Source organism: Sphingobacterium faecale, assembly GCF_016746095.1.
Lineage (GTDB): Bacteria > Bacteroidota > Bacteroidia > Sphingobacteriales > Sphingobacteriaceae > Sphingobacterium > Sphingobacterium faecale.
This window is the reverse complement of the sequence record NZ_JAERTY010000002.1, coordinates 64,718-79,056: the sequence shown is the minus strand read 5'-3', so window position 1 is coordinate 79,056 and position 14,339 is coordinate 64,718. Positions and strand designations below refer to the sequence as shown.

Annotated in this window: 16 protein-coding genes and 1 other RNA gene; 12 read left to right on the top strand and 5 right to left on the bottom strand. The window is 40.4% G+C overall.

Features of this window, described 5'->3' with window-relative positions; genetic code table 11:
* The first annotated feature begins 134 nt into the window (after positions 1 to 134).
* From mbhE to mnhG, 7 genes are read left to right on the top strand one after another with little or no spacing between them, the layout of a single operon-like run.
* On the top strand, positions 135 to 2,444 hold the full coding sequence (gene mbhE, locus JKG61_RS03275; protein WP_202101573.1) for a hydrogen gas-evolving membrane-bound hydrogenase subunit E: 2,310 nt from the start codon (positions 135 to 137) through the stop codon (positions 2,442 to 2,444).
* A 1-nt stretch (position 2,445) separates the two neighbouring features.
* On the top strand, positions 2,446 to 2,871 hold the full coding sequence (locus JKG61_RS03270; protein ID WP_202101572.1) for a Na+/H+ antiporter subunit B: 426 nt from the start codon (positions 2,446 to 2,448) through the stop codon (positions 2,869 to 2,871).
* A complete protein-coding gene (locus JKG61_RS03265; RefSeq protein WP_021068689.1) occupies positions 2,871 to 3,227 on the top strand; it encodes a Na+/H+ antiporter subunit C in 357 nt (118 codons plus the stop codon). Before JKG61_RS03270 ends, JKG61_RS03265 begins: the two co-directional genes overlap by 1 nt.
* Positions 3,224 to 4,732 (top strand): proton-conducting transporter transmembrane domain-containing protein, encoded by a 1,509-nt coding sequence (locus JKG61_RS03260; RefSeq protein WP_202101571.1) that lies wholly within the window; start codon positions 3,224 to 3,226, stop codon positions 4,730 to 4,732. The genes JKG61_RS03265 and JKG61_RS03260 overlap by 4 nt, the downstream gene beginning before the upstream one ends.
* Positions 4,733 to 4,736: 4 nt before the next feature.
* Positions 4,737 to 5,213 (top strand): Na+/H+ antiporter subunit E, encoded by a 477-nt coding sequence (locus JKG61_RS03255; protein WP_202101570.1) that lies wholly within the window; start codon positions 4,737 to 4,739, stop codon positions 5,211 to 5,213.
* Positions 5,210 to 5,482 carry a monovalent cation/H+ antiporter complex subunit F gene (locus JKG61_RS03250; RefSeq protein WP_133585490.1) on the top strand — a complete coding sequence of 91 codons (273 nt, stop codon included), beginning with the start codon at positions 5,210 to 5,212 and terminating at the stop codon, positions 5,480 to 5,482. The genes JKG61_RS03255 and JKG61_RS03250 overlap by 4 nt, the downstream gene beginning before the upstream one ends.
* The gene (gene mnhG / locus JKG61_RS03245; RefSeq protein ID WP_202101569.1) at positions 5,475 to 5,894 is read left to right on the top strand and encodes a monovalent cation/H(+) antiporter subunit G; all 420 of its coding nucleotides are present in this window, start codon (positions 5,475 to 5,477) and stop codon (positions 5,892 to 5,894) included. Before JKG61_RS03250 ends, mnhG begins: the two co-directional genes overlap by 8 nt.
* Positions 5,895 to 5,898: 4 nt before the next feature.
* Here mnhG and JKG61_RS03240 read toward each other — a convergent pair whose 3' ends face one another.
* The 3 genes from JKG61_RS03240 to tgt are packed head-to-tail and all read right to left on the bottom strand — an operon-like array spanning position 5,899 to position 9,077.
* Positions 5,899 to 6,810: a DMT family transporter gene (locus JKG61_RS03240; protein ID WP_202101568.1), complete on the bottom strand. Its 912-nt coding sequence runs from the start codon at positions 6,808 to 6,810 to the stop codon at positions 5,899 to 5,901.
* A gap of 12 nt (positions 6,811 to 6,822) precedes the next feature.
* Positions 6,823 to 7,905 carry an LptF/LptG family permease gene (locus JKG61_RS03235; protein WP_202101567.1) on the bottom strand — a complete coding sequence of 361 codons (1,083 nt, stop codon included), beginning with the start codon at positions 7,903 to 7,905 and terminating at the stop codon, positions 6,823 to 6,825.
* 41 nt (positions 7,906 to 7,946) lie between these two features.
* Positions 7,947 to 9,077 carry a tRNA guanosine(34) transglycosylase Tgt gene (gene tgt, locus JKG61_RS03230; protein ID WP_202101566.1) on the bottom strand — a complete coding sequence of 377 codons (1,131 nt, stop codon included), beginning with the start codon at positions 9,075 to 9,077 and terminating at the stop codon, positions 7,947 to 7,949.
* A 114-nt stretch (positions 9,078 to 9,191) separates the two neighbouring features.
* Here tgt and JKG61_RS03225 point away from each other — a divergent pair, with 114 nt between their 5' ends.
* Both JKG61_RS03225 and rsmG read left to right on the top strand, forming a co-directional pair.
* Complete coding sequence (locus JKG61_RS03225; protein ID WP_202101565.1) at positions 9,192 to 10,331, top strand: glycosyltransferase; 1,140 nt, start codon at positions 9,192 to 9,194, stop codon at positions 10,329 to 10,331.
* 60 nt (positions 10,332 to 10,391) lie between these two features.
* Positions 10,392 to 11,027: a 16S rRNA (guanine(527)-N(7))-methyltransferase RsmG gene (gene rsmG / locus JKG61_RS03220; RefSeq protein WP_202101564.1), complete on the top strand. Its 636-nt coding sequence runs from the start codon at positions 10,392 to 10,394 to the stop codon at positions 11,025 to 11,027.
* A 69-nt stretch (positions 11,028 to 11,096) separates the two neighbouring features.
* On the opposite strand, the gene JKG61_RS03215 is transcribed toward rsmG, so the two are convergent.
* Positions 11,097 to 11,330 carry a hypothetical protein gene (locus JKG61_RS03215; RefSeq protein ID WP_202101563.1) on the bottom strand — a complete coding sequence of 78 codons (234 nt, stop codon included), beginning with the start codon at positions 11,328 to 11,330 and terminating at the stop codon, positions 11,097 to 11,099.
* 113 nt (positions 11,331 to 11,443) lie between these two features.
* Here JKG61_RS03215 and dprA point away from each other — a divergent pair, with 113 nt between their 5' ends.
* The 3 genes from dprA (at position 11,444) to accD (ending at position 13,834) form a co-directional block, all read left to right on the top strand.
* Positions 11,444 to 12,544 carry a DNA-processing protein DprA gene (dprA, locus tag JKG61_RS03210; RefSeq protein WP_202101562.1) on the top strand — a complete coding sequence of 367 codons (1,101 nt, stop codon included), beginning with the start codon at positions 11,444 to 11,446 and terminating at the stop codon, positions 12,542 to 12,544.
* A gap of 139 nt (positions 12,545 to 12,683) precedes the next feature.
* An RNA gene (gene ffs, locus JKG61_RS03205) (signal recognition particle sRNA small type) lies at positions 12,684 to 12,781 on the top strand.
* A 210-nt stretch (positions 12,782 to 12,991) separates the two neighbouring features.
* On the top strand, positions 12,992 to 13,834 hold the full coding sequence (gene accD, locus JKG61_RS03200; RefSeq protein WP_202101561.1) for an acetyl-CoA carboxylase, carboxyltransferase subunit beta: 843 nt from the start codon (positions 12,992 to 12,994) through the stop codon (positions 13,832 to 13,834).
* A 66-nt stretch (positions 13,835 to 13,900) separates the two neighbouring features.
* Here accD and JKG61_RS03195 read toward each other — a convergent pair whose 3' ends face one another.
* Entirely contained in the window at positions 13,901 to 14,251 is a 351-nt protein-coding gene (locus JKG61_RS03195; RefSeq protein WP_202101560.1) for a hypothetical protein, read from the bottom strand.
* Positions 14,252 to 14,339: the final 88 nt, after the last annotated feature.

Genomic DNA, 14,339 nt, shown 5'->3' with positions numbered 1-14,339 from the left:
CTCCCTCGGAGTGAAGTCAAAGACATGAAGGGCCTTAATGACATTGAAGTAGCTAGCTCAGCTAATGAGCGGACTTTGGTGCCATTGATTTATAAAAAATCAATAAAATAGACACTTTCAGAAAAAGGGGATAAATGCTATTAACTATATTATCGGGATTATTTTCATCATGTTTAATTGTCTTTGCTGGCAAACATTTAAAATCCAGGTGGAGCTTTCTTCTGCCTATTTTACCTGCTCTTCTTTTCATCTTTTTTGCAATACAGACTCCTTGGATCGCCAGTGGTGAGCAACTGGTACAGCATTTTGATTGGGTTCCATCCTTAGGCGTCAATTTTGACCTGAAACTTGATGGGCTTTCTCTTTTGTTTGCATTGTTGATTACCGGGATCGGTACTGCTATTTTCACCTACGCCCGTTCTTATCTAAAAGGTCACATCTATTTTGACCGTTTCTTTGGCTATCTGTTTTTGTTTATGTCTGCCATGCTGGGTGTTGTGCTATCCGACAACATTATACTGCTCTTCATTTTTTGGGAGTTGACCAGTATTTCTTCTTTCTTCCTTATCGGTTTTAACAACGATAATGCAGAGTCGCGAAAGAGTGCACTGACCGCGCTTAGCATAACAGGCTTAGGGGGCTTCTTCCTACTAGCGGCACTAATACTTGCTGCCAATATAACGGGCACATTCAGTATATCTACTATGATCGCCAATAGATCGCTCATTCTAGATCATGATCTGTACCCTCTTGTGATTTCTTTATTATTCATCGGTGCCTTTACAAAGTCAGCTCAATTCCCATTTCATTTTTGGCTGCCCGGCGCCATGAAAGCTCCTACACCAGTTTCGGCCTATCTCCATTCTGCAACCATGGTAAAAGCAGGTATTTACGTATTAGCTCGTTTTACGCCGGTCTTAGGTGGTACTGATTATTGGAACTACACGTTAATGGTCGTTGGTGGGGTTACCATGCTTTATGCAGCTATACATGCACTCTTCCGTATTGATCTGAAAGGTATACTAGCCTATTCCACAATCTCCGCATTAGGAATACTGACATTTTTGATTGGGATAGGTACACAAGATGCGTTTATTGCCGCTATGGTTTTCCTGCTCGCACATGCGTTGTACAAAGCCACATTATTTATGGTTACAGGCATCATTGATCATGAAACCGGCACACGGGATACCACCGTATTGGCGGGTTTAAAAAAAGTCATGCCTCCTGTTGCTCTAGCGGCCCTACTTGCTGCTTTATCTAGTGCAGGGCTTCCTTTTACATTTGGTTTTATTGGGAAAGACCTGATCTACGAAGCGACATTACATAGTCCATTAGATGATTATATCTGGGTGCTTACCGCTCTAGCCATTGTGACCAACATTGGCTTAGTCGCTGCTGGTTTTATGGCCGGTATCAAGCCGTTTGTTGGTAAACTGCCCGCTCACCTCGCGCATGTTCACCTTCCAGCCAAATCATTATGGATTCCACCACTTATACTCGCCTTTTTAGGCGTCGTATTTGGTATGTTTCCTTCTTTTGCAGGGGACTATTTAAGTATTCCAGCGGCGGGTTCTCTCACTGCGTCTTTCTTTGCCAAACATCTCCAGATTTGGCACTTTAACATCATCTTAGTCCTGAGCATTACGACATTGTTTTTAGGCACCTTGGTTTACATCATCAATAAGCCCAGTATAGCCAGGCTCAATAAATTGACAAAATTTGATAACATTTCACCGCAACGTATCATAACAGGCTACGCCAACGACATTGTTCGCTTTGCAACATGGTTTACCAACCTGTTCCATAACGGTTACCTGCGATCCTATCATCTTAAGATCATCTTATTTGCCGAAGCGTTACTGGCATACAAGCTATGGGTCAGCGGACCGATCCAGCTGGATGTATGGATGCTGACATACCCCGACATTTATGAAGTCGTTATCGTAGCTGTATTAATTGGTGCTCTTTATATTATTGTAACGACGCCTTCTCGCCTCACTTCGGTTGTATCCATGAGTGTGATAGGCTATTGTATCTGTTTAATATTCGTCATCTATAGCGCTCCGGATCTAGCGATGACACAATTTACAATCGATACATTGTCTACGGTCTTATTTGTACTCGTACTCTACAAACTACCAGGTTTCATTAACTTCGCCAGCAAAAAGATCCTTTATCGAGATGCTATAATCTCCCTTGGATTCGGTGTGACTTTGTCTTTAATCGCCTTGAAAGCTTGGTCGGAGCCTATATCCAGGGAAGTCTCCAATTTTTATGGAGAAAATGCCTATCTCCTTGCGAAAGGAAAAAACGTGGTCAATGTCATCCTCGTAGACTTCAGGGGAATAGACACGATGTTTGAAACAGTAGTATTGAGTATAGCAGCCCTGGGCGTATATAGTTTGATCCGTTTACGCTTAAAATCGTCTGAAAGAGAATAATATGAAAAGTCCGATTCTACAATCTGCAAGCAAATATCTGCTTCCGATATTACTACTATTCTCCTTTTTCCTGCTACTGCGGGGGCATTATTATCCCGGAGGAGGATTTGTCGGTGGACTAGTCGCTTCTATTGCTTTTGTATTGCACAGTTTTGCTAATGGAACCGCCCAAACCATGAAGCTTCTAAAGCGAAAACCACTATCATTAATCCCCATTGGACTAGGGCTATCTACAGTGAGCATGGTTATGCCTATGGCATTTGGCCTTCCTCCTATGACCGGACTATGGTTTGAACAACCGATACCAGTTATTGGAATGGTAGGATCTTCCCTGTTTTTTGACCTGGGTGTATATTTGGTTGTGATCGGCGTCGTATTGACTATCCTATTTACCATCGCACTAAACAACGAGGAGGAAAACAGCTAATGGAACTATTGCTCATTATATTAATTGGTCTTCTCTATGCAGCAGGAGTCTATTTGATTCTCCGCAGGAGCATGGTCAAGCTCTTGCTAGGGATCATGTTACTGGGTAGCGGAGCTAATATTTTGATTTTTTTACTTGCTGGAATTACGAAGGGTAAACCTCCCGTAATTGATGAAGATGCAAAACTATTTCAAGATGTATTTGCAGATCCTATCCCTCAAGCTTTGATATTAACTGCTATCGTAATTAGCTTTGCTCTAACAGCTTTCGCAATTGTACTGTTAAAAAGAGTCTATGCCTTAGTAGATTCAGATGATTTAGATGATTTAAATACCCCTGAGGAAGAAGATATATGATAGACAACCACATATTAGCTCCAGTTTTCATACATCTATTTACGGCTATCCTACAGCTTATCGCTTGGCGAAAAACCGTAACACAGCGCTTCATGAGTGTCATAGGGAGTATTCTGGCTGTCGTCCTGTCTCTACGCCTCCTGAACCGTGTGGACGAGACTGGAATTTTGACGCTAAATGCTTCGAATTGGGAATCCCCATTTGGAATCGTATTTGTGGCCGATTTACTCAGTAGTTCACTGGTACTCATTACGTCCTTGGCGGGCCTTGCCGTATCCCTATTTTCGTCTACCGGGCTGAACCGACAACGGATGAATTACGGTTATTTTCCGATTTTCCATTTCTTGGTTATGGGGTTAAACGGTGCTTTCCTGACTGGAGATATCTTTAACCTTTATGTATGGTTTGAGGTCATTATTATTTCTTCCTTTGTATTGATGACCTTAGGAGGACGTAAAACTCAACTCGAAGGTGCCGTAAAATACATGGCGATGAATATCCTGGCCTCGACGTTCTTTTTAACAGGTATTGGTATATTATACGGGATGACAGGTGCGCTGAATATGGCTGACCTGGCTATTAAAATTAAAGAGGTAGAAAACTCACCGCTCGTCGGTATCACTGCCTGTTTCTTTTTACTTGGTTTTGGAATCAAATCTGCCGTGTTCCCTTTGTATTATTGGCTTCCTTCCTCTTACCACACACCACCGTCTGCTGTAGCCGCGACATTTGGAGGATTATTGACTAAAGTTGGAATTTATGCCATGATACGCGTGTTCAGCCTGATATTTATTCCAGATCAATTTACCAAAGACCTGTTAATATGGCTTGCTGTATTCACGATACTCACAGGTAGCTTTGGGGCTCTTATAAAAACCAATGTACGTCGACTTTTCTCCTATCTGATCGTCTGCCATATCGGCTTTATGATTGGCGGTATAGGTATGTTTACAAAAGTCGCTCTAATGGGAACTGTCTTCTATCTATTCCATGATATCTTAGTAAAAACAAACATGTTCTTAATTGCGGGTTTAATCGGACAATTACGGGGTAGTATGGACATGAAGAAGAATGGAGGACTATATGCGGAATACCCCAAACTATCGTTACTGATTGCCATCGTCCTGTTTTCCTTAGTTGGAATTCCTCCACTGTCTGGGTTTTGGCCTAAAATATTCTTATTTCAGGAAGCCTTTACCCAATCACAGTATGTTTTCATTGGCGCATTAATAGCGGGCAGTTTCGTCACGCTGTACGTCATTGCAAAAATGTGGGCCGAAGTATTTTGGAAGGACGTGCCGAATGAAGTAATAATAGAAAATAAATTTGAACCCTTACCTTTGGTACGCAAGATATTACTTGTATTACCTATAGGGATATTGGGATTAGCAACATTATATATCGGTTTAAATTCGGAAATAGTCATTCAGCTGGTCGATAAAATAACCGACCAACTCATGAATACACAACCGTACATAGACGCGGTATTAGGTAAAAGGAAATAAGCATATGATTAAGCAGTTTTTAATGAACCTTCTGCTTTCCTTCATCTGGGTAGCACTCACAGGTTCGATGTATTATACCAACTTTCTATTTGGTTTCTTACTTGGTTTTGCCATCTTGTGGATCATGAGTCGCAACGATGGCGACCGGAGATACTTTTATAAAGTACCGCGTATTGTCAGTTTTGTGTTTTACTTTTTATTTCAGATGATTAAAGCCAACATTCAGGTAGCATATGATGTGATGACCCCACGTTATTTTATGCGACCAGGAGTAGTAAGGTATCCCATGAATGCACGAACCGAGATGGAGATTAACCTTTTGTCCATGATGATTTCGTTGACACCCGGTACCTTGATTTTGGATATCAGTGAAGACAGAAAAACGCTGTATATACATGTCATGTACCTTGACGACCCCAAGAAGTTTGTACAGGAGACAAAAACAGGATTAGAACGTAGATTATTAGAAGCTTTAAGATGACACTAGCCACGTACTTCGATTATTTCATACTACCGATCCTTACCATATCGGTGATTTTGGTTTTCATCCGCTTGGTAAAGGGACCAAAAGTTGTAGACCGTGTAATTGCACTTGATCTGATCATCACTATAGGAATTGGGATTATCACGATTTTTACAATCAGGTCTAATCAGAAGGTACTTCTTGATGTCGCCATTATTTTGGCACTCATTGCCTTCTTAAGCACTGTAGCTTTTTCGTTTTACATTGAAAAGAGAGAAGATGATTGATATATTAATTGCCATACTGAGCACCATTGGTGCATTTGCTATTTTCTTTGCATCTCTAGGTATCCTGAGAATGCCCGATTTTTACCTGCGCCTATCGGTCACCGTAAAAGCCGCCACCATGGGGGTCGGTTTGTTATTGCTGTGTGCTGCTATTTTATTTCCCGATATCTCCGTCAGCACCAAAGCGATTGCTATTATTTTCTTTCTGATCATCACCTCGCCTATTGCCGCTCATATGATAGGTCGTGCAGCCTATCTAACGGGCACGCCACTTTGGAAGGGCACCATTATAGACGAGCTGGCCGGCAGATATGATAAGGAGACTGGTGTATTGAATAATGAAGAATCCGAAGAACAACAAGGTGATCCGGCAAAAGGACAGATTGCAGAAAGTGAAGAAGAAACGAAATAATACCTTACAATTCTTCTTTAGCAAGCTTTCCATATCGTCGGTTCGCTATAGCGCTCTTTAACATTGGATATAGAAACACAGCCCCTAGTATAATTATTGCTCCTGAGTAAAAGCCCACACTCATCGTTTCTTTATGCCCTAAGATCGCAATAGCCAGCAATATCCCATAGACAGGTTCCAAATTGGTTGTCAGCGCAACCGTAAATGCACTCAGCTCTTTCATCACAGCGACACCTAAAACATACGCAAAGGCCGTACAGATACTTCCCAATACAAATAGGTATCCCCAATCCGAAAACGAAAGATTCATCTCTGCTGTAAATTGCCCCGAAAATAGCATAATAATAGATACACCTATAAAAGCTCCTATCATTTCATAAAAAGTAATAATGGTAGGACTATCTTTTTTTACCATTCTCGAGTTAAGAATAGAAAACAAGCTCGCACATAATGCTGCAGACAAACCGAAAACTATTCCCTGCCAATAGCGGAACTCAAACTTAAAGATGAGATAAATGCCCAAAATAATGACCAACCCGACGATGACATCCCCTATAGCAATGGACTTACGGTTAAATAAAGGCTCTAAAATTGCTGTAAATAATGTCAGAGAGGAGAGCGTTACCAAAGTAACAGAAACGGTTGATATCTTGATAGCATGGAAGAAACAGACCCAATGTAGGCCGACAATCATCCCTACAGCCAAGAATTTCGTCATTTTACGCCATGGAACAATGACCCGTTGCTTACTTAGCTTAAAATAAACAAGTAATGTCAGAGCTGCAATCAAGACCCGATACCATACCAAATGAAGGGCTGATACGGTAATCAAATCTCCGAGCACTCCTGTAAATCCCCAAATAAGGACCGTAAAATGCAGAATCAACAGATTGCGATAGCGTGTTATAAAATGCATAGGAGTAGGTTGCTATTTCGGCGCTTTTTTAAGCAATACGAAGGCCAATATCAGGAATGTCAAGCTGGGGATCAATACTGCCAATAAAGGAGGCAGTCCCCCTTTTAAAGAAAACATCGTAGAGAACTGATTGAACACCAAGAAAGCAAAGCTCAGACCGATACCTATACCGAGACTCAAACCTATTCCTCCACGGACTTTCTTCGAGGAGAGCGCCACCCCCATTAATGTTAAAATATATGCCGCAAAGGGGTTTACAATCCTTCTGTATTTCTCCAACAACAGATCATTCATCATCCCTGTACCGCGGGTCTCTTCTTTAAAAATACGCTCATTCAGTTCGTTCGTACTCATTGCTGTAAAGATATTATCATACGTTTCGAAATCCTGAGGCTTCATATCCAAGGTTGTATCACGTTTCTCTCCTTTCAACATTTCTTCCTTCAATCCATCAATAACACGATTCGTATAATTCTCTATCCTCCATTTTGTGGTTACTGAATCCCAAACTACACGGTCGGCCATGAGTTTTTCCTTTAACTCCCGACCGTCGAACTTCTCCATAACAAAGTTGTATCCTATAGCCTGTTTTGTATCAAAGTTGTCAATATACACATAGGTATTGCTATCGATCTGCATATGTGTAGACGAGGTGGTAGTATTGATTTTATGTGGTTTTACATAAACGTTTTCAAACTGAACCTTCAGCTTATTAGTCAACGGTAATATATACAGATTGGATATTAATGTAAAAGCAAAAATCAGTGATGCCGCAAACATATAAGGCCGAAGCAACCTGTTAAAGCTCATACCGCCATTCAGTATAGGGACAATTTCTGTCTGATCAGCCATCTTTGAGGTGAAAAAGATCACCGCGATAAAGTTGATCAGCGGGGTGAGCATATTCAGAAAAAAAGGAACCGACCCCAATGCATAATATTGAAATAAAACCTGCGTAAAAGAAGCTTTATTCTTCAAGAAATCATCCAGCTTTTCGGAGATATCAAATATCACAATAACCACAATGAAAATACCTACTGTAAATAAGAAAGTAGTCAGGTATTTGCGGATAATATAGCGGTCTATGATATTCATTTTTTCAAAATAAAAAGTAAAAATGCAAAAGTCAAAAAAAATTATAATCGTTGTCCCAAGACCTTCACCATTTTTTCTTTCCAATCATAGAATGTGCCCTCTATTATCTTTTCGCGGGCTTGTTTTACCAACCACAGATAAAAATGCAGATTGTGTAATGAAGCTATCTGGGCGCCTAGGATTTCCTGGGATCGGATCAGGTGTCTAAGGTATGCTTTGGTATAGAACCTGTCCATCATGAGATCAGACTCGGCTTCGATAGGTGAAAAATCGGCTTTCCACTTTTCATTTTTGATATTGATGATACCATTACGCGTAAATAACATGCCGTTACGGGCATTGCGTGTCGGCATCACACAATCGAACATATCGATACCAAGGGCTATATTTTCCAAAATATTAATTGGTGTACCTACCCCCATTAAATATCTTGGTTTCTCTTTCGGCAAAATAGCGGTTACAACCTCTGTCATGGCATACATTTCTTCAGCCGGCTCTCCTACAGACAATCCTCCGATAGCATTACCTTCACGCTCGAACGATGCAATTACCTCAGCGGACTTGGCTCTCAGATCTTTATAGACAGATCCCTGTACAATCGGAAACAACGTCTGATCATAACCATATAAAGGCTCAGTGGAGTCAAAACGGTCACAGCATCTCTTCAGCCAACGGTGTGTCATATCTAAAGAACGACGGGCATAATTATAATCGCAGGGATAAGGCGTGCACTCGTCAAAAGCCATAATAATATCAGCTCCTATGACACGTTGTGTATCCATTACATTTTCGGGCGTAAATAAGTGCTTCGATCCATCTACGTGCGAACGAAAGGTAACCCCCTCTTCTCTAATCTTCCGTACCTCGGTCAGCGAATATACCTGATAGCCTCCTGAATCCGTAAGAATAGGCTTGTCCCAACCATTGAATTTGTGCAAACCGCCTGCTTTATTTAGGACATCCAAACCCGGCCGTAAATAAAGGTGGTAAGTATTCCCTAATATAATCTGCGCTTGGATATCATTGACCAATTCATGTTGGTGAACAGCCTTGACAGTTCCAGCTGTGCCAACTGGCATAAAAATAGGTGTTTCAATCTTTCCATGAGCAGTCTCCATCACTCCTGCACGTGCTTGGGAAAGTTTATCCTGAGCTTGAAGCGTAAATTTCATCCCGCAAAAATACTATAAAATTTTGAGCTCGCGACACCTTTGCTATTTAATTAGCAATTCTTAACTACTAATGTTATAACTATTAAAAAGAACGCCTTATCTTTGGGTCTTCATATGCATCTTTACAACTATATCATCCCCAATATTGCCTATATCATTTATGGAATTTTAGGTATATTACTAGTGTTCCAACTCTACTATATTCTATTTGTTTATAGCAGATTGGCAACGCATAAAGTAAAAAGCTATAAAAATTCTGAGGTTTTACCCCCACTGTCGGTAATTATCTGCGCACATAACGAACAGGGCAATCTAGAAGCCTTTCTACCCAAAATACTAAATCAAGATTATCCGGAATATGAGGTGATCGTTGTTGATGATTATTCCACAGACGAAAGCCAATGGGTATTGCAGGCTTTTAAAACTGAATATCCTCACCTACGCGTCGTACAGATCAAAGAGCACATACAACTCAAACACAGTAAAAAATTTGCCTTAACGCTTGGCATTAAAGCTGCAAAATACGAGCACTTAGTAATGACAGATGCAGATTGTGAACCACAATCCAGCGAATGGCTCAAAGAGATTGGAGGAGCATACAGTTCTTCTAAAGAAATTATTTTAGGTTACTCGCCTTACTTCAAAAAGAAAGGCTTTCTCAATAAGCTGATCCGATTTGAAACGACACACACAGCCATGAGTTATTTTGCATACGCTTTAAAAAAGGATCCTTACATGGGAGTGGGCCGCAACCTATCTTATTTAAAAAGTCTCTTCTTTAGAGGCAAGGGGTTTAATGCACACATGCATATTAAATCTGGAGACGATGACTTGTTTGTGAATCAAAATGCAACCAAACAGAACACCCATATTGCCATAGTGCCAGAGGCTCATGTATACTCTGTCCCAAAAGATAACTGGAGCTCCTACTACAAACAAAAAGCAAGACACTCGGGAGCCTCCATAGCTTACAAAAGAAGACATCAGTTCATGTTAGCAGCCCAATTGATAACTGCATTTCTTTTTTATATCGTCCTTTTTCTAGCCCTAGCTATTTTTCCTAGCCTGTGGTACGTTGGAACAGCGGCGTTCTTTTTACGCTACCTATGCCAAGTCATCGTCTTTCGACCAATCTTTCTCAAACTAAAGGTAAAGGATCTTCTATTTTGGCTTCCCCTACTGGATCTGTTTTTCTATTTCTATATCTGTTTAAATGGACTGTTCAATCGAAAGAAAAAACAAAGAAGCTGGTAATATTTTAAACATTTTAATACGACAAACGTATTTTATAACACCCTATAACTCTAATAAGACGTGAACCCAACAGTAGATATCATATTCAAATACTTCCCAAACCTGACAGCAACTCAGAAATCACAATTTGAAAAGCTTGCCGAGGTATACCCTTTCTGGAACGATCAGATCAATGTCATCTCGCGCAAGGACATTGAAAGCCTTTACCTGAAGCACGTGCTGCATTCATTGGCAATCGCCAAATTTGTTCACGACTTTGCACCAGGAACGCGGGTTCTTGATGTAGGAACAGGAGGGGGATTCCCAGGGATACCGTTAGCTATATTGTTTCCCGAAGTTAAATTTCACCTCGTGGATTCGATTGGTAAAAAGATAAAAGTGGTGCGTGGCGTCGCAGATGCTATTGGTCTGACCAATGTAGAAGCAGACCATATCCGCGCCGAACAATTGGATTACACTTACGACTTTGTCGTCTCCAGAGCGGTGACCCGACTCGCTGACTTTACTCCTTGGATTAGAAATAAATTTGAAAAGAAAGACAAAAACGGAATACCAAACGGGATTCTCTACCTCAAAGGGGGAGATTTAAAAGAGGAAATCAAAGAGGCAAGATTAAAAGCAGAACTGCACCCCATATCTTCCTATTTCGAAGAAGATTTTTTTGACACGAAGTATGTGGTATATATACCGATGTAATAACTTTTCAAGAAAAACCAAAAGGCACTCTCCAACAAAAAGATAGCGCCTTTTGGTTTTAGATTTAACTTACTCTCCAAGTTCGGAAAGGATCTTCTGACCTATAAGATTAACCTCTTCGTCCATCCCAAACAAAGGTAAACCAGTCTCTGGATGCAACTTCAGCCAACTGGTCTCCGTATCCTTGATGATTTGAATATACTCCTGTCCATCCTTAAAAATGGTATATGTATCTTTTTCATCCGGGAAAACCGAATATATAATATCTCCTATCTCGATGTCGAAAGGTTCTTGCAATTCCATGATTTTATACTTTTAAACATCAAAGTTAATAATATCCCCAAGTACGAACAATACCCCCTTAATAAATAGTATTGGATATGTAACAGAATATCATTAAGTTTATACTACCGATTATGAACATACTTGACAAAATTGCCTTAACGAAAATAAAGGGCATAGGCCCCAAATTGAGCCGTATCCTACTGACGCATTGCGGTTCTGTGGAGGCTGTATTCAATAGCTCTAAAAAAGACCTATTATCGATACCGGGAATAGGACCTTCTGCTGTAGAGAGCATTTTATCAAAAACCTACCTTAAAGAGGCGGAAGCCGAAATAGAATTCATCCAAAGGCATCAGATTGAAGCAATCTGGATAGAAGATGACAACTACCCATCTAGACTCCGGCATTGCGAAGATGCCCCTATTCTTTTATACTACAAAGGCAGTACGGGACTGAATCCTCAACGTGTAGTGAGTATTGTCGGCTCTAGAAACTCGACCCGATATGGACAGCGTATCTGCGAAAAATTGGTTGAAGGGCTTGCAGCACTCGATATACACGTCGTTAGTGGACTTGCTTATGGTATTGATGTCTTGGCACACCAATACGCAGTCCGGCACCAGATCCCCACAATTGGGATACTAGGTCATGGATTAGACCGCATATACCCTGCTAGCCATCGAGAGATCGCTACTAAAATGTTGGAAAATGGTGGACTACTCACAGAGTTTCCATCGGGTACGAATCCGGATCGACAAAATTTCCCTATGCGTAATCGTATCATAGCTGGGCTTGCTGATGTTACTATCGTTGTAGAAGCAGCTATGAAAGGAGGTGCATTAATTACCGCAGAAATAGCGAACAGTTACAACCGTGATGTTTGTGCATTTCCGGGGTCTATCGAGCAGGAGTATTCTTCGGGATGTAACTACTTGATTAAAACGAATAGAGCACACCTCATCCGAAACGCAGAAGATCTATGCTATCTTATGAATTGGGAGGTATTACCAAACAAGCCAGAAAAACAGCTTGTACTATTGCCTAAAAGCCTAAGCCGTGACGAACAGAAGGTATATAGCTTCCTATCGGAACAAGAGATAGAGCAGGCTACAATAGACCAAATCGCCATTTATTGTGATTGGCCGCAGAGTAAATTGGCTATTATACTGCTTGAAATGGAGCTTGAAGGGCATATAATCTCTTTACCGGGTAAAGTTTTCAAACTCATTTAATTCCTTTTCATCACAATAGTTACTGATATATCCTTAAAATCGGAATAAAATATATTTTTTTACAAACTGGCTATCAACCAAGTACAACTTAAACACACAATAGTTCTTGTTAAATAGATTTTTTTTCTATTTTTGCGGTGGGTAAGTCCTTTACGACCAGCTCCCATTGACTCCCCCAGGTTGGGAACAAAGCAAGGGTATTTGGTTGAGCGGTGCGATAAAGGGAGCTTACCCATTTTTTATGCCTAAAATTTTATCCTCTAAGCGTATATTTACCTTATCAAAGCCCCTCTCAAATCCGTGAAAGCCAGCTATAGCCATGCTATTACAGTTGCATTCCAAACGTCAAACGATAGCGTTCACTGCCCTATTACAACTTTACCGGTCATTAACTTTTAAGTTTTAAGTTTCTTTTCGTTTATTTGTAGTTCGAATTAACACGAGTATATGAGTTGGTTTAAACGAAACAAAGCTGGTATCAATACCGCAACAGAAAATAAAAAAGAAGCTCCGGATGGTATGTGGAACAAATGTCCTTCATGCAAAAAGCCTCTTTTAAACTTAGAGCAAATAGAAAACAACTACGTTTGTCAATATTGTGGTTACCATATCCGTATTGGATCGGCAGCTTATTTCTCTATTTTATTTGATGACAATGCCTTTACAGAATTATTTCCAAATCTAACCGCAGGCGATCCTTTGCATTTCGTCGACAGCAAACCTTATAGCGAACGTTTGGTGGAAAGCCAAGCAAAAACAGGCTTAAAAGATGCGCTTAGAAGCGCACATGGTAAAATGGATGGCCGGGATATTGTAATCGCATGTATGGATTTCAATTTTATCGGTGGTTCTATGGGATCTGTTGTTGGGGAAAAGATAGCGCGCTCTATCGATTATTGCATCGAACATAAGTTACCTTTTATGCTGATTTCCAAATCAGGCGGAGCCCGTATGATGGAAGCTGCATTTTCATTAATGCAGATGGCCAAGACATCAGCAAAATTGGCTCTTCTCAGCCAAGCGAAACTCCCTTACATCTGCTTGCTTACCGATCCTACGACAGGTGGGGTTACCGCATCTTATGCCATGTTGGGCGACATCAATATCGCCGAACCCGGAGCACTTATTGGATTCGCCGGACCAAGGGTTATTAAGGAAACGATTAAAAAAGACCTTCCTAAAGGCTTCCAGACATCTGAATTTGTTCTAGAACATGGCTTTTTAGATTTCATCGTCGACCGGAGACAACTTAAAGAAAAGGTTTCAACGTTCCTGAAGCTTGTTCAGTAACGGGAAAAGCCTTATTACCGCCATCGCACTTAATGACATTAGGTGCGATTGTGGTATAATATAAGGCTAGCGAGCGTAATACTTAATAAAGCTCCATCTTTTCCTAGTTTTTAAATAATGTAAGTCCGTTTCACGTGCATAAGCTTCACGTTCAAAACTTATATTTCTATATGCATTATTAAAATTTCTATCATGCAGCAGATGTATTAAGAACTCTAAAGCATAGAGTATATAGAAAGGTAGAACGAATAACTCCAGGGCTTGCTGTAAATGTATCCTCTCATGATTCATCAACACTTTATCCTGCGTCATCTTTACAGTACGGACAAATATAAATGGAAATACGGTTACAGCATCAGCCCTACCTGCTGAAAAAAGATATGTTAACAACGGACTAATAACTGCCTTCCCTTTCATGATACAAAATTATACTATTTTTTATTCATGCATTCTTTAATGCCAAGCATTTTGTCTAAGTTTGTTATGGTACAAACAGATTATTAAG